The 24,395-nt window shown below is 61.7% G+C and carries 27 protein-coding genes; 11 read left to right on the top strand and 16 right to left on the bottom strand.

Annotated elements, in window-relative coordinates; genetic code table 11:
- Positions 1-20 precede the first annotated feature (20 nt).
- Positions 21-1,451 (bottom strand): coniferyl aldehyde dehydrogenase, encoded by a 1,431-nt coding sequence (locus tag J3P90_RS24590; protein ID WP_434675520.1) that lies wholly within the window; start codon positions 1,449-1,451, stop codon positions 21-23.
- A 148-nt stretch (positions 1,452-1,599) separates the two neighbouring features.
- Between J3P90_RS24590 and J3P90_RS24585 the strand changes: the two genes are divergently transcribed.
- Together J3P90_RS24585 and J3P90_RS24580 are read left to right on the top strand one after the other, a co-directional pair.
- On the top strand, positions 1,600-2,271 hold the full coding sequence (locus J3P90_RS24585; RefSeq protein ID WP_420765050.1) for a TetR/AcrR family transcriptional regulator: 672 nt from the start codon (positions 1,600-1,602) through the stop codon (positions 2,269-2,271).
- Positions 2,272-2,308: 37 nt separating this feature from the next.
- Positions 2,309-3,163, top strand: coding sequence for a sulfurtransferase (locus tag J3P90_RS24580; protein WP_434675519.1), 855 nt, complete (start codon positions 2,309-2,311; stop codon positions 3,161-3,163).
- Between the two features lie 122 nt (positions 3,164-3,285).
- Here the strand turns inward: J3P90_RS24580 and J3P90_RS24575 are convergent, their stop codons facing one another.
- Genes J3P90_RS24575 through J3P90_RS24560 form a run of 4 tightly spaced genes read right to left on the bottom strand, consistent with a single transcriptional unit; the run spans position 3,286 to position 7,765 of the window.
- Positions 3,286-4,284 (bottom strand): hydrolase, encoded by a 999-nt coding sequence (locus J3P90_RS24575; RefSeq protein ID WP_434675518.1) that lies wholly within the window; start codon positions 4,282-4,284, stop codon positions 3,286-3,288.
- Between the two features lie 31 nt (positions 4,285-4,315).
- A complete protein-coding gene (gene rsmD, locus J3P90_RS24570) occupies positions 4,316-4,927 on the bottom strand; it encodes a 16S rRNA (guanine(966)-N(2))-methyltransferase RsmD (RefSeq protein WP_420765047.1) in 612 nt (203 codons plus the stop codon).
- Entirely contained in the window at positions 4,927-6,417 is a 1,491-nt protein-coding gene (locus J3P90_RS24565) for a M16 family metallopeptidase (protein ID WP_420765046.1), read from the bottom strand. The genes rsmD and J3P90_RS24565 overlap by 1 nt, the downstream gene beginning before the upstream one ends.
- Entirely contained in the window at positions 6,410-7,765 is a 1,356-nt protein-coding gene (locus J3P90_RS24560; RefSeq protein ID WP_420765045.1) for a M16 family metallopeptidase, read from the bottom strand. Before J3P90_RS24560 ends, J3P90_RS24565 begins: the two co-directional genes overlap by 8 nt.
- A gap of 344 nt (positions 7,766-8,109) precedes the next feature.
- Between J3P90_RS24560 and ftsY the strand changes: the two genes are divergently transcribed.
- The 4 genes from ftsY to rpoH all read left to right on the top strand — a co-directional run bounded on the left by ftsY (position 8,110) and on the right by rpoH (position 12,192).
- Positions 8,110-9,537, top strand: coding sequence for a signal recognition particle-docking protein FtsY (ftsY, locus tag J3P90_RS24555; RefSeq protein ID WP_434561787.1), 1,428 nt, complete (start codon positions 8,110-8,112; stop codon positions 9,535-9,537).
- Positions 9,534-10,205 (top strand): cell division ATP-binding protein FtsE, encoded by a 672-nt coding sequence (gene ftsE, locus J3P90_RS24550; protein WP_024778908.1) that lies wholly within the window; start codon positions 9,534-9,536, stop codon positions 10,203-10,205. The genes ftsY and ftsE overlap by 4 nt, the downstream gene beginning before the upstream one ends.
- Positions 10,202-11,224 (top strand): permease-like cell division protein FtsX, encoded by a 1,023-nt coding sequence (ftsX, locus tag J3P90_RS24545; protein WP_434675517.1) that lies wholly within the window; start codon positions 10,202-10,204, stop codon positions 11,222-11,224. The genes ftsE and ftsX overlap by 4 nt, the downstream gene beginning before the upstream one ends.
- Before the next feature lie 113 nt (positions 11,225-11,337).
- Complete coding sequence (gene rpoH, locus J3P90_RS24540; protein ID WP_003177476.1) at positions 11,338-12,192, top strand: RNA polymerase sigma factor RpoH; 855 nt, start codon at positions 11,338-11,340, stop codon at positions 12,190-12,192.
- 193 nt (positions 12,193-12,385) lie between these two features.
- On the opposite strand, the gene mtgA is transcribed toward rpoH, so the two are convergent.
- The gene (mtgA, locus tag J3P90_RS24535) at positions 12,386-13,108 is read right to left on the bottom strand and encodes a monofunctional biosynthetic peptidoglycan transglycosylase (protein ID WP_420765042.1); all 723 of its coding nucleotides are present in this window, start codon (positions 13,106-13,108) and stop codon (positions 12,386-12,388) included.
- A gap of 74 nt (positions 13,109-13,182) precedes the next feature.
- On the opposite strand from mtgA, the gene J3P90_RS24530 reads away from it, so the two are divergent.
- The 4 genes from J3P90_RS24530 to trmB all read left to right on the top strand — a co-directional run bounded on the left by J3P90_RS24530 (position 13,183) and on the right by trmB (position 15,439).
- Positions 13,183-13,563, top strand: a complete 381-nt coding sequence (locus J3P90_RS24530) for a DUF423 domain-containing protein (RefSeq protein ID WP_420765041.1) — start codon at positions 13,183-13,185, stop codon at positions 13,561-13,563.
- A 91-nt stretch (positions 13,564-13,654) separates the two neighbouring features.
- Entirely contained in the window at positions 13,655-13,855 is a 201-nt protein-coding gene (gene thiS, locus J3P90_RS24525; protein WP_434675516.1) for a sulfur carrier protein ThiS, read from the top strand.
- Between the two features lie 54 nt (positions 13,856-13,909).
- On the top strand, positions 13,910-14,704 hold the full coding sequence (locus J3P90_RS24520) for a thiazole synthase (RefSeq protein WP_060740195.1): 795 nt from the start codon (positions 13,910-13,912) through the stop codon (positions 14,702-14,704).
- Between the two features lie 9 nt (positions 14,705-14,713).
- Entirely contained in the window at positions 14,714-15,439 is a 726-nt protein-coding gene (gene trmB / locus J3P90_RS24515) for a tRNA (guanosine(46)-N7)-methyltransferase TrmB (RefSeq protein WP_434561791.1), read from the top strand.
- Positions 15,440-15,568: 129 nt separating this feature from the next.
- Here trmB and J3P90_RS24510 read toward each other — a convergent pair whose 3' ends face one another.
- The 9 genes from J3P90_RS24510 to J3P90_RS24470 form a co-directional block, all read right to left on the bottom strand.
- Positions 15,569-15,892, bottom strand: coding sequence for a DUF3392 domain-containing protein (locus tag J3P90_RS24510; RefSeq protein WP_014340681.1), 324 nt, complete (start codon positions 15,890-15,892; stop codon positions 15,569-15,571).
- 18 nt (positions 15,893-15,910) lie between these two features.
- Positions 15,911-17,044, bottom strand: a complete 1,134-nt coding sequence (hemW, locus tag J3P90_RS24505; protein ID WP_434676602.1) for a radical SAM family heme chaperone HemW — start codon at positions 17,042-17,044, stop codon at positions 15,911-15,913.
- Between the two features lie 62 nt (positions 17,045-17,106).
- Positions 17,107-17,703, bottom strand: a complete 597-nt coding sequence (gene rdgB / locus J3P90_RS24500) for an RdgB/HAM1 family non-canonical purine NTP pyrophosphatase (RefSeq protein ID WP_434561795.1) — start codon at positions 17,701-17,703, stop codon at positions 17,107-17,109.
- On the bottom strand, positions 17,700-18,134 hold the full coding sequence (locus tag J3P90_RS24495; protein WP_434561797.1) for a DUF4426 domain-containing protein: 435 nt from the start codon (positions 18,132-18,134) through the stop codon (positions 17,700-17,702). Before J3P90_RS24495 ends, rdgB begins: the two co-directional genes overlap by 4 nt.
- A 25-nt stretch (positions 18,135-18,159) precedes the next feature.
- Positions 18,160-18,780 carry a methionine biosynthesis protein MetW gene (gene metW / locus J3P90_RS24490; protein ID WP_420765036.1) on the bottom strand — a complete coding sequence of 207 codons (621 nt, stop codon included), beginning with the start codon at positions 18,778-18,780 and terminating at the stop codon, positions 18,160-18,162.
- 7 nt (positions 18,781-18,787) lie between these two features.
- Positions 18,788-19,927, bottom strand: coding sequence for a homoserine O-succinyltransferase MetX (metX, locus tag J3P90_RS24485; RefSeq protein ID WP_420765035.1), 1,140 nt, complete (start codon positions 19,925-19,927; stop codon positions 18,788-18,790).
- A 281-nt stretch (positions 19,928-20,208) separates the two neighbouring features.
- On the bottom strand, positions 20,209-20,799 hold the full coding sequence (locus J3P90_RS24480; RefSeq protein ID WP_420765034.1) for a YggT family protein: 591 nt from the start codon (positions 20,797-20,799) through the stop codon (positions 20,209-20,211).
- A gap of 10 nt (positions 20,800-20,809) precedes the next feature.
- Entirely contained in the window at positions 20,810-21,628 is an 819-nt protein-coding gene (gene proC / locus J3P90_RS24475; RefSeq protein ID WP_420765033.1) for a pyrroline-5-carboxylate reductase, read from the bottom strand.
- A gap of 27 nt (positions 21,629-21,655) precedes the next feature.
- On the bottom strand, positions 21,656-22,348 hold the full coding sequence (locus tag J3P90_RS24470; RefSeq protein WP_434675515.1) for a YggS family pyridoxal phosphate-dependent enzyme: 693 nt from the start codon (positions 22,346-22,348) through the stop codon (positions 21,656-21,658).
- Positions 22,349-22,404: 56 nt separating this feature from the next.
- Here J3P90_RS24470 and J3P90_RS24465 point away from each other — a divergent pair, with 56 nt between their 5' ends.
- A complete protein-coding gene (locus J3P90_RS24465) occupies positions 22,405-23,439 on the top strand; it encodes a type IV pilus twitching motility protein PilT (protein WP_198796877.1) in 1,035 nt (344 codons plus the stop codon).
- 164 nt (positions 23,440-23,603) lie between these two features.
- On the opposite strand, the gene J3P90_RS24460 is transcribed toward J3P90_RS24465, so the two are convergent.
- Entirely contained in the window at positions 23,604-24,215 is a 612-nt protein-coding gene (locus tag J3P90_RS24460) for a C40 family peptidase (protein WP_420765030.1), read from the bottom strand.
- Between the last annotated feature and the right edge of the window lie 180 nt (positions 24,216-24,395).

The following is a 24,395-nucleotide window of genomic DNA, read 5'->3' as shown; positions in this document are numbered from 1 at the left end:
ATTACCCGGGAAGACACTGGTTAGCGGATAAACAGCTTCTGGATCAGTTTCTGCAACGGCTTTCCATAGGGCGGGTAGATCAGTTTCGCCGCGTTGAACCGCTGCTTGACCAGCACGCCCTTGGCCTTGCTGAAGGTCAGGAACCCCTCATGTCCGTGGTAGTGCCCCATCCCCGAGGCGCCAATACCGCCAAACGGCATATCGTCCTGGGCCACGTGCAACAGCGTGTCGTTGTGGCAGACGCCGCCGGAATGGGTTTCGTCGAGCACGCGATTCTGTTCGGTCTTGTTGTAGCCGAAATAGTAGAGCGCCAAGGGGCGAGGTCGCTGATTGATGTAGGCAAATGCCTGGTCGAGGTTCTCATAAGGGACGATGGGGAGCAGCGGCCCGAAAATCTCGTCCTGCATGACCGTCATGTCGTCCGTGACATTGAGCAAAAGGCTGTGGGCCATGCGTTGTCCCTGGCTTTGCTCGAACAGCTCGATCAGCAACGCCCCTTTGCTTGTTGCATCGCCGATGTAGCCGTTAAGCCGTGCCAGTTGTCGTTCGTTAATTACGGCGGTGTAGTCCGGGTTGTCAATCAACGTCGGATAGAACCCGCGTACGGCCTCGCGATACGCCTCGACGAACGCCCCGACACGATTTTGCGGCACCAGCACGTAATCCGGTGCGAGACAGGTTTGCCCGGCGTTGAGGGTCTTGCCGAAGGCGATGCGCTCGGCAGCGTGTTCAAGCGGGACGTCATCGGAAACGATGGCCGGAGATTTTCCGCCCAGTTCCAGGGTGATGGGCGTCAGGTTTTCCGCGGCCGCACGCATGACGTGCTTGCCGATGCTGGTGGCGCCGGTAAACAGCAGGTGATCGAACGGCAGCCTGGAGAACGCGATGCCTACGTCTGCTTCGCCAAGCACGACGGACACCAGGTCCTGGGGAAATATCCGGGCCAGCAGTTGCTTGAGCAACAAGCCGGTGGCAGGGGTCGATTCGCTGAGTTTTAGCATCACCCGGTTGCCCGCCGACAAGGCTCCGACCAAAGGCCCTATGGCCAGGAAGAGCGGATAGTTCCAGGGCACGATGACCCCGACCACCCCCAGCGGCTGATAGACCACTTTGGCCGATGCCGGCTGGAAGGCCAGGCCAACCTTGCGTCGAGAGGGCTTCATCCAGCCTTTGAGGTGTCGCCTGGCGTAATGGATACCGTGCAGGCTCGGCATCAGCTCGGCCAACAATGTTTCGTCCGCGCTGCGGTGGCTGAAATCCTCGCTGATGGCGTCGATCAAGGCCTGCCGTTCATTGCTCAACAGTTCGCCCAATGCCTTGAGCCATTGCAGTCGCTGCGCCGCCGGTGGCATCGGGTGAGCCGCGTAGGCTTGGCGCTGGGCGATGAAGAGCGCTTGGAGCTCGTCCAGCTGCTGTTGAGACTCGTGCAGGTAAGCGACATCAGCAGGCATGGCGGGCACCGGATTATTATTGGCATCGGTGTTTTCTAGAGCTTATGCTCTAGAAAGTCAAATGAGCCTCTGTAAATCCCTTGGGTTTTATCCTGTGACCGATAGGTCGTAAGATGCCCTTCGATCACTTTTTATTAAAGCCCAAGCCATGGCCCCACGAATGAAAACCAGCGAGCGCATCGTGCAGAACAGCCTCGAGTTGTTCAACCGCCAGGGCGAGCGCAGCGTCAGCACCAACCATATTGCCGCTCACATGGAGATGTCCCCTGGCAACCTCTACTACCACTTCCCCAACAAGCAGGCGATCATCGCCGTGCTGTTCAGTGAGTATGAAAACCTGGTGGACAGCTTCTTGCGCCCGCCCCAAGGCCGCCTGGCCACGGTGGACGACAAGCGCTTTTATCTGCAAGAGCTGCTGTCGGCGATGTGGCGTTACCGGTTCCTGCATCGCGACCTGGAACACCTGCTCGACAGCGACCCGGAACTTGCGGCGCGTTATCGGCGGTTTTCCCAGCGCTGCCTGATCCATGGCACCGCCATCTACGAGGGCTTCGTCGAAGCCGGTATCCTGAAGATGGACCGTGTGCAGATCGAATCCCTGACCCTCAACGCCTGGATCATCCTCACGTCCTGGGTACGGTTCCTGTGCACGACCCGTGAAAACTCCAGCCACTTGAGCGAACAAGCCATCAAGCGTGGCGTATACCAGGTCCTGGTGCTCGAGGCGGGTTTCGTGACTGACCAGGCCCGTGAAGCGGTGGATGCGTTGTTCAAAGAATTTTATGTCCCCCTGGCCCAGACCCTGGAGGAAGGGCAATAAGGATCGGACCTGCTTGATTCAGCCACAGGAGTTCACCATGCCCATCGCGCAACTCATCAGCCCCCAGGCCCTAGAACAGAGGCGATCACAGCCTGGGCTGGTGATCCTTGATTGTCGTTTTGCCCTGGAGGACCCGGACTACGGCCAGCGCAGTTATGCCGAAGGCCATATCGCCGGTGCGTCTCACGCGGACCTTGAGCGCGACCTGAGCGGTCCGGTGGTCAAAGGCGTGACCGGGCGCCATCCTTTGCCCGCACCTGAGGCCTTGGTTACGCGTCTGCAGACCTGGGGCATTAACAATGAGAGTGACGTCGTGCTGTACGACGATGGTCCCGGTACCTACGCTGCCCGGGCCTGGTGGCTGCTGGCCTGGCTGGGCAAGCGCGAGGGCGTCTACATTCTCGACGGCGGGCTCAAGGCCTGGCACACGGTCGGTTTGCCCCTGAGTCTCGATCCGCCGGCCATCCAGGCCGGCTCCTTCAGTGGTTCGCCGGACGCGAATCTGCTGGTCAGTGCCGACATATTGCAGCAACGCCTCGGCCAGCCGGACATGACGTTGCTGGATGCGCGGGCGTTGCCGCGATTCAAAGGTGAGGTCGAGCCGATCGATCCGGTGGCCGGGCATATCCCGGGCGCGCAATGCGCGGCCTTCACCGATAACCTTGGCGCCGATGGGCGGTTCCTGCCGACCGACCAGCTCAAGCAGCGCTTTGCCGCAAAATTCGGCGATCGCTCGCCGAGCGGCCTGGTGGCCTATTGCGGCTCGGGCGTGACAGCATGCCATAACCTGTTCGCCTTGTGCCTGGCAGGGTATCCGTTGGGCAAGCTGTACGCCGGCTCGTGGAGCGAGTGGATCAATGATCCGCGGCGGGGCGTGGCGAAGGGCGAATAACGAGGCACCTACAACCAATTGGGAGCGAGCTTGCTCGCGATGGCGGTGTATCAGTCATGTCGCTGATCTGTCGCTATCGCGAGCAAGCTCGCTCCCACAAAAGTTTTCTCGCTTGCGAATCGTCAGCCATGGCCCAGGGTGGCGAGCCATTTGGGGATGCGTCGTTCCAGATAGTAGCCGGGACGCCGTAACGTCCCGTCGACGAATCCGACATGTCCGCCTCGGGCATGCAATTCAAGCCGGGTCGACGCTGACAACTCTTCAGGGGCGGGCAGGCTGTAGGGAAATACGAACGGATCGTCGGCGGCCTGGATAAGCAAGGTCGGCGTTTTGATCTCCGCCATGAAATAGCGGCTGGAGGCGCGACGATAATAGTCCGCCGCATCCGAGAATCCGTGTAGGGGCGCGGTGACGCGCCCATCGAAATCCCAAAACGTGCGCATATTGTCCAGCGAGCCCAGCGCGGCCAGGGCCGCAAGCCCTTCCTGGCGTCCGTCGTGCTGGAATTGGCGCTGTTTGTTGCGCATGTAGGCGACCATCTCCCGCATGAAATGCGCTTGGTAGAATTTGGAGAAGCCCTGCCCGATACGATCGGCGCACTGGTCCAGGCGAAACGGCACCGAAACGGCCACCGCGCCCAGCAGTTGGCTGTCGCTGCCGGTCTCGCCCAGATGCTTGAGCAAGACGTTGCCGCCCAGTGAATAGCCCACGGCAAACAATGGCGCCAGAGGTCGCCGGGTGCGCAGATGCGTCAGGGCGGCGGCCAGGTCTTCGCTCACTCCTGAATGGTAGCTGCGGGGCAGCAGGTTCGGCTCCCCCGAACACCCGCGCCAGTTCAACGCGACGCTGGCCCAGCCTTGGTCGTTGAGTGCTTGTTGCAGCCCGGTCACGTAGGGCGAGTTGGAAGAACCGGTCAGCCCGTGAAGTATCAGTACCAATGGCGCCTCGGCGCTATGGGGTCCATACCAGTCGAGGTCGAGGAAGTCGCCGTCTTCCAGCCACAGCCGCTCCCGTTCGCGATCGATGGGGCAGGACTTCCGCCATAACGGCCCCCACAATGTTTGCAGGTGCGGGTTGCCAAGCCCAGGGGCAGGGACGAAAGGTTCGGATGCGGCGGACATTCTGACTATTTCTCGATGCACGGCCAGCCGTTCAGCCAATGTCCTTTGGTAAACGCTGCCACAACGCGTAATGCACCTGTCCGGATTTCTGCTCGCGATGCAAGCGCCAATTGCTCGGCAAGCCCAGGGTGGACGGAGCGGTCTCGCTTTCAGTGTAGACCCAGGCATCCTCGGCCAGCCACTGACGTTCCTCGAGCAAGGCGCATACCGTCGGCAGCAGATTCTGGTTGAATGGCGGGTCGAGGAAGACGAGGTCGAATGGAGTTGCCGGCTGGCTGTCAAGGTAACGCAGCGCATCGGCTGTCTGCACCTGGCCGACGGTGCAGCGTAGGGTGCCGAGGTGTTCCTTCAGGCTGGACACGGCCAGGCTGCTGGCGTCCAGCGCCTGGCCCATGGCGGCACCACGGGACAACGCCTCGAGAAACAGTGCGCCGCTGCCGGCAAACGGGTCGAGCACCTTGGCGCCCGCCACGTAAGGCGCTAGCCAGTTGAACAGGGTTTCACGAACCCGGTCCGGTGTCGGTCGCAATCCTGGAGCATCCGGAAAACTCAGCCGCCGGCTGCGCCATTCGCCGCCAATGATGCGCAACTGGTTCACGCCGTTGTGCACGGGTTTCTTGCTGGAATTGGATGGGCGGGCCATTAGTGCTCCGGAACCCCGAGCGGCTGCTCGGCAGGTTTGTCAGTGGGGGCCGGCAATGGCTTTTGCGGCACGGTCGGGCCAGCGGTGACGATGACCATCTTGTCGGTGCTCAGGTGTTTATTCAACGCAGCCTTGACCTGCTCGACCGTCAGCGCCTGGGACTGGCGCATGAAATCTTCCAGGTAGCTCAGCGGCAAATCATAGAAGCCCATCGCGCCGAGCTGGCCAACGATGTCGGCATTGCTGGCGGTGGACAGCGGGAAGCTCCCGGCCAACTCGCGCTTGGCGTCGTCGAGTTCTTTCTGGGTCGGGCCATTGTTGAGGTAATCGGCAAACACGTCCTGCACCAGCTTGAGCGTGCCCTCGCTCATTTCCGCGCGGGTTTGCAGATTGATCATGAACGGACCGCGAGCCTGCATTGCCGTGAAGCCGGAGTACACGCCATAGGTCAGGCCGCGTTTTTCCCGGACCTCGGTCATCAGTCGTGTACCGAAACCCCCGCCGCCCAGGATCTGGTTGCCCAGGGACACGGCGGCATAATCCGGATCGTCCCGGTCGATGCCCAACTGCGCGAGCATAAGGTTGGTCTGCTTGGACGGGAACTCGATATGGTTGACGCTCGCTTTCGGCTCCACCGGTGGCGGGGTCTTGGCCAGCGCAGGGCCCTTGGGCAGCGCGGCTGATACTTGGTTGGCGATGGCTTCGGCGTCAGCGCGGGACAGGTCCCCCACCAGGGCGATCACGGCGTTGCCGGCGGCATAGGCCTTGGCATGGAAGGCCCGGGTTTGGGCCAGGGTAATCGGTGGAATGCTCTGTTCGGTGCCGTCGCTGGAGTGGGCGTACGGATGATCGCCATACAGGCGCTTCATCAACTCCAAGCCCGCCAGTTTGCCGGGGTTCTGCTTCTGATACTCGAAACCGGCGAGCATCTGGTTCTTGATTCGGGCGAACGAGTCGGCGGGGAAGGTCGGTTTGCCGACGACTTCGGCAAACAGCTTCAGCGCCGGCTCACGCTTGTCCGTCGCGCTGAGGCTGCGCAGGGAGGCCACGGCCATGTCCCGATAGGCGCCGTTGCCGAAGTCCGCGCCGAGGCTTTCGAAGCCTTGGGCGATGGCGCTGACATCCTTGCCGGCCACGCCTTCGTTGAGCATGGCATTGGTCAGCAGGGCCAGGCCGGGGGCGTCGCCGTCCTGGCTGCTGCCGGCGGCAAAGGTCAGGCGCAGGTCGAACATTGGCAATTCCCGGGCCTCGACGAACAGGACCTTGGCGCCGTCAGCGGTTTTCCAGGTCTGCACATCGAGCTGGCGGCGGCTCGGTGCCTTGTCATCCAGTTCGGCCAGCGATTGCAACTTGTTGCCTGACTTGGCCTTGTCCAATGCCTGGCTGGCATCGGTGTTCTTCGATGGCGACAGGTAGACGGCCAGGGAACCGGCCAGGGCAACCAACACCAGGCCCATCAGCACCAGGCGTGATGATTGGCGCTTACTCATGGGCTTTCTCCTCGGGCAGGACGTGCGCAACGCTCAAGCGCGAGCGGGTGAAATACAGCTGGGCTGCCTTCTGGATATCCTGCGGGGTCACGCTTTGCAGTTCGGCAAGCTCGGTGTCCATCAGCTTCCAGGACAGGCCGACGGTTTCCAATTGCCCGATGGCGGTGGCCTGGCTGGTGATCGAGTCGCGCTCATACACCAACCCGGCGATGACCTGGGCGCGGACGCGCTCCAGTTCGTCGACGGTCGGGGCCGTGGTTTTCAGTTGTTCGAGCAAGCGCCACAAACCTGCTTCGGCCTGGGCGAGGGTTTTGTTTTTCTGTGTGTTAGGCGTTGCCGACAAAGTGAACAACGAGTCGCCACGGGTGAATGCGTCATAATTCGACGAGCCCCCCGACACCAGTTCCTCGCCACGCTCCAGCTGGGTCGGAATCCGGCCGCTGTAGCCGCCGTCCAGCAAGGCCGAGATCAAGCGAAGCGCGTTGACCGAACCCTTATCCGTCGCGGTGGCGATGCTGGGCACGTTGAAGGCCAGCATGACGCTGGGCAGTTGGGTCTGTACATGCAGGGTGAGCTTGCGCTCGCCCGGTTCGGCCAGCTCCAGTGGGATCTTGGCGGCGGGCACCGCGCGCCGCGCTATCGGACCGAAATAGCGCTGGGCCAGGTTCTTGACCTCATCCGGCGTCACGTCACCCACCACCACCAGGGTTGCGTTGTTCGGGGCGTACCAGGATTCGTACCAGTGACGTAGCTCGCCGACGGTCATCCGGTCCAGATCGGCCATCCAGCCGATGGTCGGCGTGTGATAGCCGCTGGCTGGATAGGCCATGGCCTTGAAGCGCTCGAAGGCCTTCGACATCGGCTTGTCGTCGGTGCGCATGCGGCGCTCCTCCTTGATCACCTCGATCTCGCGGCTGAACTCTTCCGGCGGCAGGCGCAGGCTGGCCATGCGATCGGCTTCAAGTTCGAAGGCGACGCCCAGGCGATCCCGGGCCAGCACTTGGTAGTAGGCAGTGAAGTCATCGCTGGTGAAGGCGTTTTCTTCGGCGCCCAGGTCGCGCAGGATCAACGATGCTTCGCCGGGGCCGATTTTATCGCTGCCTTTGAACATCATGTGTTCCAAGGCATGGGACAAACCGGTCTGGCCCGGCGTTTCGTAGCTGGAGCCGACCTTGTACCAGACCTGGGAAACCACGACCGGGGCGCGATGGTCTTCACGCACCACGACCTTGAGGCCGTTGTCGAGGGTGAATTCGTGGGTAGGTTGTGGATCGGCAGCAAAGACTGAAAAGGGCAGACAAACCGTGCTGAGCAGCAGGCCTGCGGCGCGGCGGGCAAGAGCATTCATTCGTGTTTAAACCTGTCGGGCTGCCTGCCGGGTCTTAGCCTCAGCAGGCGAGGAGGTGCTAGGATAACGGTCCGTTTTACTGGCGGCCACGCCTATCGGGTCTTTTATCGGCCCAAGGCTGTCTGGGTTCCGTGCACAAACGTTGGGTTTGTTCCTGTATCCCCGCGTTTTCGCCGACGATGCCGTACCAGTCCTTCGAAAAAATCGACCATGAGGTGTCCTGGCGACATTTCGACAATCTGTTGCGCGTGAACAAGCTCGATGAAACGCAGTCTGTTCAGCATCGAATATTTATCACCGAGGCGCCCTCCAGGCGCGTCGCTACCGTGAGATAGCCGTCCTCCATGTTTGGTTCCAACGACGACAAGAAGACCCCAGCTGCGGCTGGCGAGAAAAAAAGCCTGTTCGGATGGCTGCGCAAGAAGCCGCAGGAAACCGTGGGCGAACAGCCGCAACCGCAGCCTGAGCCCGCCGAAGAGACGGTGGTCGAAGAGGCTGCGCCCATTGTCCTGCCGATCGCCGAGCCGGTGCTGCAACCGGCCGAGGCCGAAGCCGAGCCAGTGGCTGAACCGGTGGATGAGCCGGTGGTCGAGCAACCCCTTACCCCGCCTCCCGGGCAGGCCCCTTGGCTCACCTTGCCCGTGGCGGAAGAACCGGTCGCGCTGGTAGAGGACGCCCAGGCACCCCACGTCACGCCGCCAATCCCAGCCCCGACGCAACCGGAGGAGGCGCCGGCTGCCGTGCTCGCGCCTTCGACCCCGGAGCTCGCTCCCGAGCCGGAACCTGTCGTGGTAGAGGCTTCGGCCCCGGTCGAACCGCCGCGGCCCGTTGAAGAGAGCAAGGTCGGTTTTTTTGCCCGCCTCAAGCAGGGCCTGTCCAAGACCAGCGCCAGTATTGGCGAGGGCATGGCCAGCCTGTTCCTGGGCAAGAAAGTCATCGATGACGAGCTGCTGGAAGACATCGAGACCCGCCTGCTCACCGCCGACGTAGGCGTCGAGGCCACCTCGGTGATCATCCAGAGCCTGACCCAGAAAGTCGCGCGTAAACAATTGACCGATGCCGATGCGCTGTACAAGTCCCTCCAGGGTGAACTGACCAACCTGCTCAAGCCCGTGGAGCAGCCGCTGGTGATTGCCTCGCAGAACAAGCCGTTCGTGATTCTGGTCGTTGGCGTCAACGGTGCCGGCAAGACCACCACCATCGGCAAGCTGGCGAAGAAGCTGCAGCTCGAAGGCAAGAAGGTCATGCTTGCCGCCGGCGACACCTTCCGCGCCGCCGCTGTCGAGCAACTGCAAGTGTGGGGCGAGCGCAACAAGATCCCGGTCATCGCCCAGCACACCGGTGCCGACTCCGCTTCGGTGATCTTCGACGCCGTGCAGGCCGCCAAGGCCCGTGGCATCGATGTGCTGATCGCCGACACGGCCGGTCGCCTGCACACCAAAGACAACCTGATGGAAGAGTTGAAGAAGGTCCGCCGGGTGATCGGCAAGCTCGACGCCGATGCGCCCCACGAAGTGTTGCTGGTGCTGGATGCCGGGACCGGCCAGAACGCCATCAACCAGGCCAAGCAGTTCAACCAGACCGTCGAACTGACCGGGCTGGCCCTGACCAAGCTCGACGGTACCGCCAAGGGCGGGGTGATCTTCGCCCTGGCCAAGCAGTTTGGCCTGCCAATTCGCTACATCGGCGTGGGTGAAGGCATCGATGACCTGCGCACCTTCGAAGCCGAGCCCTTTGTCCAGGCGCTGTTTGCCGAGCGGGAGCATTCATGATTCGTTTCGAACAGGTCGGTAAACGCTATCCGAACGGTCACGTCGGCTTGCACGAGCTGAGCTTTCGGGTCCGTCGGGGCGAGTTTCTGTTTGTGACCGGCCACTCCGGTGCCGGTAAAAGTACCTTGCTGCGCCTGCTGCTGGCGATGGAACGGCCCACCACCGGCAAGCTGCTGCTGGCCGGCCAGGACTTGAGCACCATCAGCAACGCCCAGATCCCTTATCTGCGGCGCCAGATCGGCGTGGTATTCCAGAATCACCAACTGCTGTTCGATCGCACGGTATTCAATAACGTGGCGCTGCCTTTGCAGATCCTTGGGCTGTCCAAGGCCGAAATCAACAAACGCGTGGATTCGGCCCTGGAGCGCGTGGCTCTGTCGGACAAGACCGATCTGTACCCGGGCGACCTGTCCACCGGCCAGCAACAGCGCGTCGGCATTGCCCGCGCCATCGTCCATCGCCCGGCCTTGCTGTTGGCGGACGAACCCACCGGTAACCTCGACCCGCGACTGGCGGCGGAGATCATGGGCGTATTCGAAGACATCAACCGCTTGGGCACCAGCGTGCTGATCGCTAGCCACGACCTGGCACTGATCGCGCGTATGCGTCACCGCATGCTGACCTTGCAACGCGGTCGACTGATCGGCGACGGGGAGGCAGGCGTATGAGTGCTACTCGCAGCCCGAAAGTGGCCGAACGCGTGGCCCCGAAGGGCACCGATCCGCAGCCGCAGAAGAAAAAGCGCGACGATGACGATGGCCCGGATTTCACCACGCTGTTGCACGCCTGGATCGAAAGCCATCGCGCCAGCCTGCTGGACAGCCTTCGGCGCCTGGGCAAGCAACCGATCGGCAGCTTCTTTACCTGCATGGTGATGGCGGTGGCCTTGAGCCTGCCCATGGGCCTGTCATTGCTGCTGAGTAATGTGGAGCGCCTGGGCGGTTCCTGGCAGCGCGCGGCGCAGATCTCCCTTTATTTGCATCTGGATGCGACGCCAGGCGAAGGCGAGGCGCTGCGTGAGCAGATCAAGACCATGCCGGGCGTGGCCGATGCCGAATACGTGGGTCGCGAGCAGGCGCTGGAAGAGTTCCAGCAGCAGTCGGGCCTGGGCGAAGCCCTCAAGGAGCTGCCGGAGAACCCGCTGCCAGGCGTTGTGCTGGTCACCCCAAATGAGGTCGACAAGCCGACCCTTGAAGCATTAAGACAAAGACTTTCCGAGCTGCCGAAGGTACAACAGGCGCAACTTGATCTAGTCTGGGTCGAGCGTCTTGCGGCGATCCTCAAGCTCGGCGACAGGTTTGTCTTCGGCCTGACGGTGCTCTTGGTTTCTGCATTACTTTTGGTGATAGGCAATACCATTCGTCTTCATATTGAAAACCGCCGCACCGAGATAGAAGTGATTAAACTCGTCGGCGGTACGGACAGTTATGTACGCAGGCCTTTCCTTTATATGGGAGCGTTGTATGGCTTCGGCGCAGGCATCCTGTCCTGGGGCGTATTGGCGTTCGGCCTGGACTGGCTAAACGATGCGGTAGTGGGACTGGCCGGTTTGTATGGCAGTGACTTCGCGCTGGCCGGAGTGCCAGTCGCTGACGGTCTGTCGCTCTTGCTTGGCGCGGTGCTGTTGGGTTATATCGGTGCATGGATTGCGGTAGCACGCCACCTACGTGAGCTTGCGCCAAAATAGTTGTTTTTTGCGCGTATTGACCTTTCGGTTTTTGTGGGAACTTGTCCTACGGTTCCCGGTCAATTTTCGCAGTGCTGAACTGCACGAGTTATGTGAGTCGGAGGTTTTTTCGTATGACCACTTCTTTGCAACCTGCTTATGCTCTGGTCCCAGGTGCGAACCTGGAGGCCTATGTGCACACGGTCAACAGCATCCCGCTGCTGACCCCCGAGCAGGAGCGTGAACTGGCCGAGAGTCTCTACTATGAGCAGGATCTTGAGGCGGCTCGGCAGATGGTGCTCGCCCACCTGCGTTTTGTCGTACATATTGCCCGCAGCTATTCCGGCTACGGGCTGGCCCAGGCCGACCTGATCCAGGAAGGCAACGTTGGCCTGATGAAGGCGGTCAAGCGTTTCAACCCGGAAATGGGTGTGCGCCTGGTGTCGTTTGCAGTGCACTGGATCAAGGCGGAAATCCACGAGTTCATCCTGCGCAACTGGCGCATCGTGAAGGTCGCGACCACCAAGGCCCAGCGCAAGCTGTTTTTCAACCTGCGCAGCCAGAAGAAGCGCCTGGCCTGGTTGAACAACGAGGAAGTCCATCGCGTGGCCGAGAGCCTCGGTGTGGAACCTCGTGAAGTGCGCGAAATGGAAAGTCGCCTGACCGGCCATGACATGGCTTTTGACCCGGCCGCCGAAGCGGACGACGACAGCGCTTTCCAATCGCCGGCCAACTACCTGGAAGACCACCGGTACGACCCGGCGCGTCAACTGGAGGACGCCGACTGGAGTGACAACTCCAACACCAACCTGCACGAAGCGCTGGAAGTGCTGGACGAGCGCAGCCGCGACATTCTCTACCAGCGCTGGCTGGCCGAGGAGAAAGCCACGCTGCACGACCTGGCGCAAAAGTACAACGTGTCGGCCGAGCGAATTCGCCAGCTTGAGAAGAGCGCGATGAACAAGCTCAAGGTGTCGATTGCGGCTTGACCTGCGACAGCTATCACAAAAACGCCCCGATCATTACTGATCGGGGCGTTTTTGTTTGTGCGATGCAAGCGTCAACTCAGCCTTTGTGGGAGCGAGCTTGCTCGCGATGGCGGTGGGTCAGGCGACATCTCTGCTGAATGCTCGATTGTCATCGCGAGCAGGCTCGCTCCCACAAGAATCCGTGGTGTCGCGGCTATTGAGCCCAGGGCGCCGGCCGAGACTCATCTAACCGCAACAGATAACCATCACCTCCCAATTGGCTCATCTGCTGGCGAATCCAACTCGCACGCCTGAGCACATAAGGGCTCGGCCGACTGGCGCTCCAGGCCCTCGGGTTGGGCAGGACTGCGGCCAACAGGCTGGCCTGTTGTCGGGACAAGGCGTTTGCACCGACACGAAAATGATGCCGCGCCGCCGCTTCGGCCCCAAACACCCCGTCGTCCCACTCGACGCTATTGAGGTACACCTCGAGGATCCGCTGCTTGGGCCAGAACACTTCGATCAGCGCGGTGAACCAGGCCTCCAGCCCCTTGCGCAGCCAACTGCGGCCCGACCACAGGAAAAGGTTCTTGGAAACCTGCTGGCTAAGGGTGCTGGCGCCACGAATCGAACCGCCGCGCCCGTTGTGGGCGAACGCGGCCTGGATTGCGCCGATGTCAAAGCCCCAATGCTCGGGAAATTTCTGGTCTTCCCCGGCAATGACCGCAACCTTGAGATGATTGGAAATCTTGTCCCAGGGTTGCCAGTCACGCTGCAGGTCGATCGGTTCGCCTCCGAACCAGGATTGCACCTTGCGCTCGATCATCAGCGCGGTGAACGGCGGTGGCACCACGCGAAACAGCAGCACCAGCACAACGCTGCAGGCGGCGAACCAGAACAGGGCTTTAATGAATCGTCGAAACAATGAACGCAGCATAGAGATGGCTTGGCCGAACCCGTCGAGCGGGCCATTATACAGACCCTGTCCATCGAGTCTGACCGGAGTTCCCCATGTTGCGTAGCTTTCTGATGCTGGCGGCTTTTTTCGGCTTCACGGGCGTGGCGCTGGGGGCGTTTGCCGCCCATGGCCTGAAAAACCGCCTGAGCGCCGATTATCTGGCGATTTTCCACACTGGGGTGACCTACCAACTGGTGCATACCCTGGCGCTGTTCGGCGTTGCGCTGTTGGCCACGCACATCCCGGGTCGTATCGTCACTTGGGCCGGAATTTCATTCGTGATCGGCATCCTGCTGTTCTCCGGCAGCCTGTATCTGCTGACCCTTACCGGTGTCACCAAGCTGGGCATGATCACGCCCCTGGGCGGCGTGGCTTTCCTGATCGGTTGGTTGTGCCTGGGCATCGCGGCCTGGCGCCTGCAACTTGCCGCTTGAAGCTTGTCGCTCGTAGCTGACCAAGGGGCTTGGGTCACCCAGACTGATCGGGCTAGAATGCCAGCCCCTAAAAATGATGGCGGCATCCGGCATGCGCATTCAGTTGAACGGCGAACCCCTTGATCTGCCCGACGGTGAAACCGTCGCGGCCCTGCTGACCCGTCTGGAACTCACCGGACGCCGCGTCGCGGTGGAACTCAATCTGAATATCGTCCCGCGCAGCCAGCACGCCGAAACCAAATTGAACGACGGTGATAGCGTCGAAGTGGTCCACGCCATCGGTGGCGGTTAGTCGCCTCGGTTTCGCAGCCTTTCGCAAGAACCTCACCCCAACAGAGGATTTCCCATGAGCATCGTTCGTAGCGACAAGCCCTTCGTCCTGGCCGGTCGTACCTACCAGTCGCGCTTGCTGGTAGGTACCGGCAAATACCGCGACATGGAAGAAACCCGCCTGGCCATCGAGGCCTCGGGCGCCGAAATCGTGACCGTCGCCGTGCGCCGCACCAACATCGGCCAGAACCCGGGCGAACCGAACCTGCTGGATATCCTGCCGCCGGATCGCTACACGATCCTGCCGAACACCGCTGGTTGCTTCGACGCCATCGAGGCCGTGCGCACCTGTCGCCTGGCCCGTGAACTGCTCGACGGTCACAACCTGGTGAAGCTGGAAGTGCTGGCGGACCAGAAAACCCTGTTCCCCAACGTGATCGAAACCCTCAAGGCCGCCGAGACCCTGGTCAAGGAAGGTTTTGACGTGATGGTCTACACCAGCGATGACCCGATCATCGCCCGTCAGTTGGCGGAAATCGGCTGCATCGCGGTCATGCCGTTGGCCGGCCTGATCGGCACCGGCCTGGGGATCTGCAACCCATACAACCTGCAGATCATCCTGGAAGAAGCCAAGATCCCGGTGCTGGTGGATGCCGGTGTCGGTACCGCTTCCGACGCCACCATCGCCATGGAGCTGGGTTGCGAAGCGGTGCTGATGAACTCGGCCATCGCCCATGCCCAGCAGCCGGTCCTGATGGCCGAAGCCATGAAGCACGCCATCGTTGCCGGCCGCTTGGCCTACCTGGCCGGCCGCATGCCGAAAAAACTCTACGCCAGCGCGTCCTCGCCGCTGGATGGTCTGATCAAGTAAGAGCCATTGATGACTGAATCGAACGACACGCCTGTCCTGCCGGAAGAAGGCGAAGAGCGCCAGCACCGCCGCATCAAGAGTTTCGTGATGCGCGCCGGGCGCATGACCGAAGGCCAGCAACGCGGCCTGGAACAGGGCGCCCCGCTGTATGTCCTGCCCCTGGCCGATGCACCGGTCGACTTCGACCAGGTCTTCGGACGCTCGGCGCCGCGCTCGCTGGAAATCGGTTTTGGCATGGGCCACTCGCTTCTGGAGATGGCCGCCGCCGCGCCGGAACAGGATTTCATCGGCGTGGAGGTCCATCGTCCGGGTGTCGGTGCGCTGCTCAACGGCGTGCTGACCCAAGGGCTGACCAACCTGCGGGTCTACGATTGCGACGCTATCGAAGTGCTTAATCGTTGCGTGGCCGATAACAGCCTCGATCGGCTGATGCTGTTCTTCCCGGATCCGTGGCACAAAAGCCGACACCACAAGCGCCGGATCGTCCAGGCGTCGTTCGCTGAGCTGGTGCGTAGCAAGTTGAAGGTCGGCGGTGTGTTGCACATGGCCACCGACTGGGAGCCCTACGCCGAATACATGCTGGAAGTGATGAACGTCGCGCCGGGTTATCGCAACCTGGCCGAGGACGGCAAGTGCGTACCGCGCCCGGCTGAACGGCCGATCACCAAGTTCGAACGCCGTGGCGAACGGCTCGGGCATGGGGTTTGGGACTTGAAGTTCGAGAAGCTGCCTTAAACATCACGCAATAAAACTGTGGGAGCGAGCCTGCTCGCGAATACGGTGTGTCAGCCAACAAAGCATTGCCTGACACTCCCTCTTCGCGAGCAGGCTCGCTCCCACATGTGTTTTATGTGATGGCTTAAATCAGCGGCGGTCAGCCACCACACCAATCAACACCAACACCACCAATAACACCGGCGCCAGGCTGTAGTTGTTGAACTGGCTCAAGCCCCGGACGATCCACGGCGTGGCGTAGATCAGCGCGGCGCCGCTGCCGATCATGCATAGCAGGGCGATCAGCGGGACGCGCAAGGCGCCGGCGATGCTGCCCAGGCGCTGTTCGACCCAGCCCTTGATATCCGCACCAAACAACACCAGCAGGCAGCCTACCAACGCCAGGGAGATTTCCGACAGGTTGCTGCGGCTCCAGCGGGATACGGTGGCGAGCAGGTCGAGTACCAGATCCATTCGATTTCCTTGTGTTGATCAGCTCAGAAATTTCTGCAGCAAGTCGTTGAGAAACAGCTGTCCGCGCTCGGTCGCCACCAGACGTGACGGTTCGACCTGCAACAACCCACTTTGTTCGGCCTCGCGCCGGCCGTCGGCCAGGCTTTCCAAAGACAGGCCGGTGCGCTGCGGATAAAGCTGCGCCGCTACACCTTCGGTAAGACGCAGCGCGTTCATCAGGAACTCGAAAGGCAGTTCTTCGTTGGCCAGGCTCTTTTCGCCGGCCAGGAAACGTTTGGCCGGGTTGAGATAATCCTTGGGCAGGCGAGTCTTCCAGGTGCGCACGATGCGCCCGTCCGGATGGCTGAGCTTGCCGTGGGCCCCGGCGCCGATGCCGATGAAGTCACCGAAGCTCCAATAATTGAGGTTGTGCCGCGCCGCGCGCCCTGGCTGGGCATAGGCGGAGACCTCATATTGGGCGTAGCCATGCTCGGCGAGCAGCGCCTGCCCGGCTTCCTGGATGTCCCACAGCGTGTCGTCTTCCGGCAAGATTGGCGGCTGGTTCCAGAACACCGTGTTCGGCTCCAGCGTCAGTTGATACCAGGACAAATGGGTGGGCTTCAGGGCAATGGCCTGGCGCAGATCGCTCAAGGCATCTTCGAGGGATTGATCCGGCAGGCCATGCATCAAGTCGAGATTGAAATTATCGAACCCGGCCTGGCGGGCCATGCCAGCGGCACGCACCGCCTCGTCGCCGTTATGGATTCGGCCAAGCGCTTGGAGCTTGGCCTGTTGGAAGCTCTGGATGCCAATGGACAGACGATTGATGCCCAGCGCCCGGTAGGCGACGAATTTCTCTTGCTCGAAGGTGCCTGGGTTGGCTTCCAGGGTGATTTCAATATCGGGCGCAAAAGGGATGCGCGCCTCGACGCCCCGCAGCAGACGCCCCAGGGCTTGGGCGCTGAACAGGCTTGGCGTGCCGCCGCCAAAGAAAATGGAGGACAACGGCCGGCCGTGAACCCCATGCAAATCCTGGTCGAGATCGGCCAGCAAGGCGTCGACGTATTCCTCCTCCGGCAGCTGCGGGCTGGCGGTGTGGGAGTTGAAGTCGCAATACGGGCATTTGCGCACGCACCAGGGGATATGGATGTACAACGCCAAGGGCGGCAGCATGGGCAGCGGCGCCCGAGGTGTCTGTGCGCCGCCGTGGATCAGCGGTGCGGGGGAGTCGGTGGTCATTGCAGGCCCAGGCGTTGGCGCAGCAGGGCCATGGCGCGGGCGCGGTGGCTCAGTTGGTTCTTTTCAACGGGGCCCAGCTCGGCGCTGGAACAATTGCGCTCAGGCACCCAGAACAACGGGTCGTAGCCAAAGCCGTGTTCGCCGCTGGCCTTGGCGAGGATGCGCCCGTGCCACAGGCCTTCGCAGAGGATCGGCAGTGGATCGTCGGCATGGCGCACAAGCGCCAGCACACAAACGAATTGCGCGCCGCGCTCGGCTTCGGGCACGTCCTTGAGGGCTTCGAGCAGCTTGGCGTTGTTCGCTGCGTCACCTTTGCCATCGGCGTAACGGGCCGAATAGATGCCCGGCGCGCCGCCGAGGAAGTCCACCGCCAGACCGGAATCGTCGGCCAGCGCCGGCAGGCCGGAAATGCGCGCCGCATTGCGGGCCTTGAGGATGGCGTTCTCGACGAAGGACAAACCGGTTTCCTCCGGCTCGACCTGGCTGAATTCACCGATCGAGCGCAGCTGCACCGATCCGCCGAGCATCGCCTGGAGTTCCTTGAGTTTGCCGGCGTTGTGGCTGGCCAGTACGAGTTGGGTAAGGTTGATCATTGGCCCGGAAACAGTTCCTGGTTGAAGTTGATGGTGTTGATTTTGTCGCCGGTTTGCACCTTGATCTCGAAGGTGCGGGTTTCCTGCTGTTCCACTGGATACTGGGCGATGTAGTAGATCGCGCCTGCTTCGGTGACCTGGCGGAAGGTGAGCGGGACTGTCTTGCTGGTCAGGTCCTTGACCGTACCGCTGACCTGGGCCATCAACGGCTTGCCTTCCTTGATCACCGAGACGTTGATGACGCCCTGGTGCTTGCTGCGAATCAGCTCGGCGCCCTTGGCGATGTCGGGGGTCAGGAAGGTGGAGTTGAACGTGTTGTAGTGAACGGTGACGTCACCGAACACTTCCTTGCGCTCGGCCTTGATGACATCGGCGGCCATGGCGCCGATGCTCAGGCAGGAGGTGATTAACAGCAACGCTAGACGCTTCATGTCGTGCTCCTGAAAAGGCGGGTGCTCACACCGCGACCTGATGGTCGGCAAGGCCCGGGCTGCTGACCCGGTAAATGCCAATCTCACCTAACAGATTAGGCCATAGCTTGCTGGCCCACCCGTGGCGGTGCTGCTGGTCCACCGCCAGCCGGTCGATGACCTTGGCCTTGCGCTCGCGGCACAGTTCTTCGAAATCCTCGAACGTACAGAAATGGATGTTCGGGGTGTTGTACCAGGTATAGGGCAGGAATTCCGACACCGGCATCCGTCCCTTGCTCGCCAGGTACCAGCGGCAGCGCCAGTGACCGAAGTTGGGGAAGGTAATGATGCACTGGCGCCCGACGCGCAGCATTTCGTCGAGAATCTTGTCTGGGTAATGCACGGCTTGCAGGGCCTGGGTCATGACCACGATGTCGAAGCTGTTGCTGGCGAAGTTGCCCAGCCCTTTGTCCAGGTCTTGTTCGATGACGTTGATGCCCTTGGCCACGCATTCGGCGATGTTGTCCGGGTCGTTTTCCAGCCCGTAGCCCGTCACTTGCTTGTTGTCGCGCAGCCAGGTCAGCAGTTCGCCGTTGCCGCAGCCCAGGTCGAGCACGCGGCTGCCGGCGGGGATCCATTCCTGGATGATGTCCAGATCGGCTCTCATGGCGTCCTCACAGCGTAATACGGTTCATGTAGTTGCCGAACGCCTGCAGGTAGCGCGGGATCGGAATCAAAAAGGCGTCGTGGCCCTGGGGTGCGTCGATTTCCAGGTAACAGACGTCCTTGCGCGCGGCCATCAGCGCGTCCACCAGCTCCCGGGAGCGGGCCGGGGAGAAGCGCCAGTCGGTGGTGAACGACATCACGCAAAACTTGGCGGTGGCATTGGCGAAGGTTTTCGCCAGGTCATCGTCGAAGTTCGCCGCCGGATCGAAGTAGTCCAGCGCCTTGGTCATCAGCAGGTAGGTGTTGGCGTCGAAGCGCCCGGAGAATTCCTCGCCCTGATAACGCAGGTAGCTCTCGACCTGGAATTCCACGCTGTGGAAGTCGTAGTTGAGCTTTTCGCTCTTGAGGCCTCGGCCGAATTTTTCACCCATGGAATCGTCGGACAGGTAGGTGATGTGCCCGACCATCCGCGCCAGCATCAACCCGCGCTTGGGAATCACGCCATGTTCCTGGAACGAACCTCCGTGAAACTCGGGGTCGGTGAGGATCGCCTGGCGCGCCACTTCGTTGAAAGCAATGTTCTGCGCCGACAGCTTGGGCGCCGAGGCGATTGCCAGGCAATGGCGCACGCGATCCGGGTAGGTGATGGTCCATTGCAGGGCCTGCATGCCGCCGAGGCTGCCACCGATCACCGCCGCCCATTGACCGATGCCGAGGCGGTCGGCCAGGCGGGCCTGGCTGTGGACCCAGTCTTCCACGGTCAGTACCGGGAAATCGGCGCCGAAGGGCTTGCCAGTGTCGGGGTTGAGGCTGCTGGGGCCGGTGGAGCCGTTGCAACCGCCGAGGTTGTTCAGGCTGACCACGAAGAACCGGTTGGTGTCGATGGGCTTGCCGGGGCCGATGCAACTGTCCCACCAGCCGGGCTTGCGGTCATCGACGCTGTGGTAGCCGGCGGCGTGGTGATGCCCCGACAAGGCGTGGCAAATCAGCACGGCATTGCTCGCCGTGGCGTTGAGGGTGCCGTAGGTTTCGTAGATCAGGTCATAGGCTGGCAACGAACGGCCGCAGGCCAGGGCCAGGGGCTCGCTGAAATGCGCCGTTTGCGGCGTCACCAGACCAACGGAATCGGGGGGAAAGGCAGCTGGCATCGACCCTGCTCTCGTTGAAATGAGGCGTAAGTCTAAAGACCGCTGGGGTTAGCGGCAAGCAAAGGGCGGCGCTGATTGTCCGCTGATGCAAACCCTGTGGTGACTGGATCAATCTGTGGCGAGGGAGCTTGCTCCCGCTGGGCCGGGCTGGCGCTCCAGCGCGAAGCGGCCCTGAATGCTGCCGCCCGGGGCTGTCTGGACGACGGTGGCGCCCGGTTTGGGGCTGCTTCGCGGCCCAGCGGGAGCAAGCTCCCTCGCCATAGGAAAAGTTGCAGCGTGCTTTAGATCAGCACCCGCAGGATCTCCGGCATCATCGTCATCGCCGCCAGGTTGTTGATCACCAGCATATCGATCAGTTTGAGCACCATGAATGCCAGGATCGGCGAGATGTCCAGGCCGCCGAGGTTCGGCACGATGCGGCGGAACGGCGCCAGGGCCGGCTCGCAGATCTGGTTCACCAGTTCGGCGCCCGGGTTGTGGCTGCCCGGCGCGACCCAGGACAGGATCACGCTGATGATCAGGGCAAAGAAAAATATCTTCAGGAACAGTGCGGTAACGCCGATGATCGACCAGATCAGCAATTGCAGCGGATTGCCGGTGATGCCATAGGTCAGCAGCAGCGTCAGGGCCATCAGCGCCATTTGCAACAGGATCGCCAGCAACAGCGAGGACATGTCCAGGCCGAACAGGCTCGGAATGATCCGGCGCAATGGTTTAAGCAGCGGTTGGGTCGCCTTGACGATGAACTGGCACAACGGGTTGTAGAAGTTGGCGCGCACCAGTTGCAGCACGAAGCGCATCAGCACGATCAGCAGGTACAGGCTGCCGAGGGTTTGCAGGACATAGACCGCTGCAGTGTTCAATCCAATCATGAATGGCTCCTTATTGGCCCAGTTGTTCGGCCATTTCGGCCGAGCGGTGCGCGGCGGCGCCGAGTGCTTTTTCAACCAGGGCTTCGAAGCCTCCGGCCTGGAATGATTTGATGGCCGCTTCGGTGGTACCGGCCGGCGAAGTCACGCGGCGACGCAGCTCCGCCGCATCGACATCGCTGGCGACCGCCATATGCGCGGCGCCCAGGGCAGTCTGCAAGGTCAGCTGAGCGGCGGTTTCCCGGGGCAGGCCGAGTTTCTCGCCGGCGGCGGTCATGGCTTCGATCAGCAGGAAGAAGTACGCCGGGCCAGAGCCGGAGACGGCGGTGACCGCGTCCAGTTGCTGCTCGGTTTCCAGCCACAGCGCAAGACCCACGGCCGACAGCAATTCTTCAGCCTGCTGGCGTTGGGCGGCCGTCACCTGTTCGGTGGCGAACAGGCCGCTGACGCCCTGGCGCAGCAGTGCCGGGGTGTTGGGCATGCAGCGCACGATGGGCTGGGCGCCGAGCCAGTTGTTCATGCTCGCGCAAGTAATACCAGCGGCAATCGACACGATCAGTTGATGTGGCTTGAGATGCGGGCGAAGGGCTTCGCACACGCTTTTCATTGCTTGCGGCTTGACCGCGAGCACCACGACGTCCACGCCGTCGATGGCCTGGGCGTTGTCGGCGAAGGCTTCGATGCCGTGCTCTGCGCTCACCCGCTGGCGGGTTTCTTCACCCGGATCGCTGGCGCGGATCTGCGCTGCATCCAGGCCCTTGGCCCGCAGGCCGCCGATCAGGCTGGCGGCCATGTTGCCGGCGCCGATAAAGGCAATACGCGTGTTGCTCATAACGGATCCTTATGAAAGATGAGTGAGTCAGCTGGGCGATTGACCGTAGTCGCGAGCCCCAAACAGCGCAGTACCGACGCGCACCCAGGTGGCGCCTTGAGCAATGGCGGATTCGAGGTCATGGCTCATGCCCATGGACAGCGTATCCAGGGGCAGGTCCAGGCTGGCTTGCAGGCGCTGGACAGCAGCAAAAGCCGCGTCCTGTTCAGCGCGATCGTCGGTCGGTTCGGGAATCGCCATCAACCCGCGCAACGTGAGGCGTGGCAACGTGCTGATGGCGCTGGCAAGGGCGGGCAGGTCCGCTGGCGCGCAGCCGGATTTACTGGCTTCGCCGCTGACGTTGACCTGAATGCAGATGTTCAATGGTGGCAGCTCGGCTGGCCGCTGCTCGGACAGGCGCTGTGCAATTTTGAAGCGATCCACGGAATGCACCCAGTCGAAATGTTCGGCGATAGCGCGCGTCTTGTTCGATTGAATGGGGCCGATGAAGTGCCAGATCAAGGGCAGGTCAGTCAGTTCGGCCTGCTTGCCCAAGGCTTCTTGCAAGTAGTTCTCGCCGAAGTCACGCAGGCCGGCGGCGTAGGCTTCGCGCAGGGCCTGGGCGGGCTTGGTCTTGCTGACGGCCAGTAGATGGACGCTGTGTTCGGCGCGTCGGGCGGCCTGTTCCGCCGCATGGATGCGCGATCTAACCTGAGCAATGTTGTCTGCTATCGTGGTCATAAAGAAAGGCCAGCGGGTCTGAGGTTCGCGGCATTCTACTGGAATTGAGGAGCGCTATGGATATCACTGAACTGCTGGCGTTCAGCGCCAAACAGGGGGCGTCGGACCTGCATCTGTCCGCCGGGTTGCCACCAATGATCCGTGTCGATGGCGATGTGCGGCGTATCAACCTGCCGGCGTTGGACCACAAGCAGGTCCATGAACTGATCTACGACATCATGAATGACCGGCAACGAGTGGATTACGAAAAGTTTCTGGAGACCGACTTTTCCTTCGACGTGCCAGGCGTTGCGCGGTTTCGGGTCAATGCCTTCAACCAGAATCGTGGCGCGGGGGCGGTGTTCCGGACCATCCCTTCGAAAGTCCTGACCATGGAAGACCTGGGTATGGGCGAGGTGTTTCGCAAGATCACCGAGGCCCCACGTGGGCTCGTGCTGGTGACCGGGCCGACGGGGTCCGGCAAGTCCACCACCCTGGCCGCGATGATCGATTACCTGAACAGCCACAAGCATCATCACATCCTCACCATCGAGGACCCGATCGAATTCGTCCATGAACCGCGCAAATGCCTGATCAACCAGCGCGAGGTGCACCGCGATACCCAGGGCTTTTCCACGGCGCTGCGCTCGGCCCTGCGGGAAGATCCGGACGTGATCCTGGTGGGGGAAATGCGCGACCTGGAAACCATCCGGCTGGCGCTGACTGCCGCAGAAACCGGGCACTTGGTGTTTGGCACGCTGCACACCACATCGGCGGCCAAGACCATTGACCGGGTGGTGGACGTGTTTCCCGGTGACGAGAAGTCCATGGTTCGTTCGATGCTGTCGGAGTCGTTGCAGGCGGTGATCTCCCAGACGCTGGTCAAGAAGATCGGCGGCGGCCGGGTTGCGGCGCATGAAATCATGCTCGGCACCTCGGCGATCCGCAATCTCATCCGGGAAGACAAGATCGCGCAGATGTATTCGTCGATTCAGACCGGCGGCTCGCTGGGGATGCAGACGCTGGACATGTGCCTGAAGGAGTTGGTGAACAAGGGACTGATCAGCCGCGAGCATGCGCGGGAGCGGGCGCGTACGCCGGATAATTTCTAGGGCAAGAAGGCAGTACCGCTCTTGTGGCGAGGGAGCTTGCTCCCGCTGGGTTGCGAAGCAGCCCCAAATCAGACGCCACCGTCACCCAGGCATGCACCGTCGGGGCCGCTCCGCGCCCCAGCGGGAGCAAGCTCCCTCGCCACAAGGACCAAGTGGTCTTCAGATCAGCGCTGAACCACCCGCATCGCACCCGGCTCTTTGGGCAGTACCCGCTTGGCAACCACGTAATGGGTGTTCCAATACGGCTTGTTCAGCGTGTCGATGGTCACCGACTTGCCACGGCGCGGGGCGTGAATGAAGCGGTCATTGCCCAGGTAGATGGCCACATGGTTGACTCGCCGGCTCTTGAGCTTGAAGAAAATCAGATCCCCAGGCTTCAAGTCCTTGCGCTCGACTTTTTCACCATGGCCGGCTGCCATCGCGTTGGATGTGCGCGGCAAATCGAAGGTGGCGTCGTTGAAGGCGTATTTCACCAGCCCACTGCAATCGAAACCTTTACTTGGGCTGCTGCCGCCCCAACGGTAAGGTGTGCCGAGTACATTCACGGCGCGGCTCAAGACATTGCTGGTGGTCTTGGTCGCCATGGGTGGCACCAGTCGACTCTGAGCCGTGCTCACGCGCTGGACGCCTTGCTTGTTCTTGCTCGACGGAGCAGAAACATGGGATTTAGGGGTGTAGCCATTGATGTTGGGAAGACGTTGCTCACGGTTGGTGGCGTGGGCGGCCAGTGGCAATAATAGGCAGATGGTCAGCCATGTCTTTAAAAATGGACGCATTAGGCAGGGCTCATAAAGGTTAGCGCGCAACTTTATAACAGCTTTTTTTCGCTTTCCGAGGCCGTTTGTCGATCCGAAACCCAGCGTAAACGCCGCACAGTACCGTCATTTTGGCCTGATTGTCCGACACAGGCCCCGTAGTACGGGCGTTTCCCCGGCTCGGGCCGACCAGGACCGCTT

Origin of the sequence: Pseudomonas sp. D3-10 (genome assembly GCF_051132175.1) — a bacterium.
Lineage (GTDB): Bacteria > Pseudomonadota > Gammaproteobacteria > Pseudomonadales > Pseudomonadaceae > Aquipseudomonas.
The sequence above is the reverse complement of the archived record's forward strand: the minus strand, read 5'-3'. Positions and strand labels throughout refer to the sequence as shown.

What these genes read in the sequence shown, in the direction of transcription:
- J3P90_RS24510 (WP_014340681.1), bottom strand. Translation starts at nt 15,892, where the DNA reads ATGGATCTGGTACTCGACCTGCTCGCCACCGTATCCCGCTGGAGCCGC.
- J3P90_RS24565 (WP_420765046.1), bottom strand. Translation starts at nt 6,417, where the DNA reads ATGAGTAAGCGCCAATCATCACGCCTGGTGCTGATGGGCCTGGTGTTG.
- ftsY (WP_434561787.1), top strand. Translation starts at nt 8,110, where the DNA reads ATGTTTGGTTCCAACGACGACAAGAAGACCCCAGCTGCGGCTGGCGAG.
- ftsX (WP_434675517.1), top strand. Translation starts at nt 10,202, where the DNA reads ATGAGTGCTACTCGCAGCCCGAAAGTGGCCGAACGCGTGGCCCCGAAG.
- J3P90_RS24575 (WP_434675518.1), bottom strand. Translation starts at nt 4,284, where the DNA reads ATGTCCGCCGCATCCGAACCTTTCGTCCCTGCCCCTGGGCTTGGCAAC.
- J3P90_RS24520 (WP_060740195.1), top strand. Translation starts at nt 13,910, where the DNA reads ATGAGCATCGTTCGTAGCGACAAGCCCTTCGTCCTGGCCGGTCGTACC.
- metW (WP_420765036.1), bottom strand. Translation starts at nt 18,780, where the DNA reads ATGAGAGCCGATCTGGACATCATCCAGGAATGGATCCCCGCCGGCAGC.
- rpoH (WP_003177476.1), top strand. Translation starts at nt 11,338, where the DNA reads ATGACCACTTCTTTGCAACCTGCTTATGCTCTGGTCCCAGGTGCGAAC.
- thiS (WP_434675516.1), top strand. Translation starts at nt 13,655, where the DNA reads ATGCGCATTCAGTTGAACGGCGAACCCCTTGATCTGCCCGACGGTGAA.
- rsmD (WP_420765047.1), bottom strand. Translation starts at nt 4,927, where the DNA reads ATGGCCCGCCCATCCAATTCCAGCAAGAAACCCGTGCACAACGGCGTG.
- metX (WP_420765035.1), bottom strand. Translation starts at nt 19,927, where the DNA reads ATGCCAGCTGCCTTTCCCCCCGATTCCGTTGGTCTGGTGACGCCGCAA.
- J3P90_RS24480 (WP_420765034.1), bottom strand. Translation starts at nt 20,799, where the DNA reads ATGATTGGATTGAACACTGCAGCGGTCTATGTCCTGCAAACCCTCGGC.
- J3P90_RS24560 (WP_420765045.1), bottom strand. Translation starts at nt 7,765, where the DNA reads ATGAATGCTCTTGCCCGCCGCGCCGCAGGCCTGCTGCTCAGCACGGTT.
- J3P90_RS24590 (WP_434675520.1), bottom strand. Translation starts at nt 1,451, where the DNA reads ATGCCTGCTGATGTCGCTTACCTGCACGAGTCTCAACAGCAGCTGGAC.
- rdgB (WP_434561795.1), bottom strand. Translation starts at nt 17,703, where the DNA reads ATGATCAACCTTACCCAACTCGTACTGGCCAGCCACAACGCCGGCAAA.
- mtgA (WP_420765042.1), bottom strand. Translation starts at nt 13,108, where the DNA reads ATGCTGCGTTCATTGTTTCGACGATTCATTAAAGCCCTGTTCTGGTTC.
- hemW (WP_434676602.1), bottom strand. Translation starts at nt 17,044, where the DNA reads ATGCTGCCGCCCTTGGCGTTGTACATCCATATCCCCTGGTGCGTGCGC.
- J3P90_RS24585 (WP_420765050.1), top strand. Translation starts at nt 1,600, where the DNA reads ATGGCCCCACGAATGAAAACCAGCGAGCGCATCGTGCAGAACAGCCTC.
- ftsE (WP_024778908.1), top strand. Translation starts at nt 9,534, where the DNA reads ATGATTCGTTTCGAACAGGTCGGTAAACGCTATCCGAACGGTCACGTC.
- proC (WP_420765033.1), bottom strand. Translation starts at nt 21,628, where the DNA reads ATGAGCAACACGCGTATTGCCTTTATCGGCGCCGGCAACATGGCCGCC.
- J3P90_RS24580 (WP_434675519.1), top strand. Translation starts at nt 2,309, where the DNA reads ATGCCCATCGCGCAACTCATCAGCCCCCAGGCCCTAGAACAGAGGCGA.
- J3P90_RS24470 (WP_434675515.1), bottom strand. Translation starts at nt 22,348, where the DNA reads ATGACCACGATAGCAGACAACATTGCTCAGGTTAGATCGCGCATCCAT.
- J3P90_RS24460 (WP_420765030.1), bottom strand. Translation starts at nt 24,215, where the DNA reads ATGCGTCCATTTTTAAAGACATGGCTGACCATCTGCCTATTATTGCCA.
- J3P90_RS24495 (WP_434561797.1), bottom strand. Translation starts at nt 18,134, where the DNA reads ATGAAGCGTCTAGCGTTGCTGTTAATCACCTCCTGCCTGAGCATCGGC.
- J3P90_RS24465 (WP_198796877.1), top strand. Translation starts at nt 22,405, where the DNA reads ATGGATATCACTGAACTGCTGGCGTTCAGCGCCAAACAGGGGGCGTCG.
- J3P90_RS24530 (WP_420765041.1), top strand. Translation starts at nt 13,183, where the DNA reads ATGTTGCGTAGCTTTCTGATGCTGGCGGCTTTTTTCGGCTTCACGGGC.
- trmB (WP_434561791.1), top strand. Translation starts at nt 14,714, where the DNA reads ATGACTGAATCGAACGACACGCCTGTCCTGCCGGAAGAAGGCGAAGAG.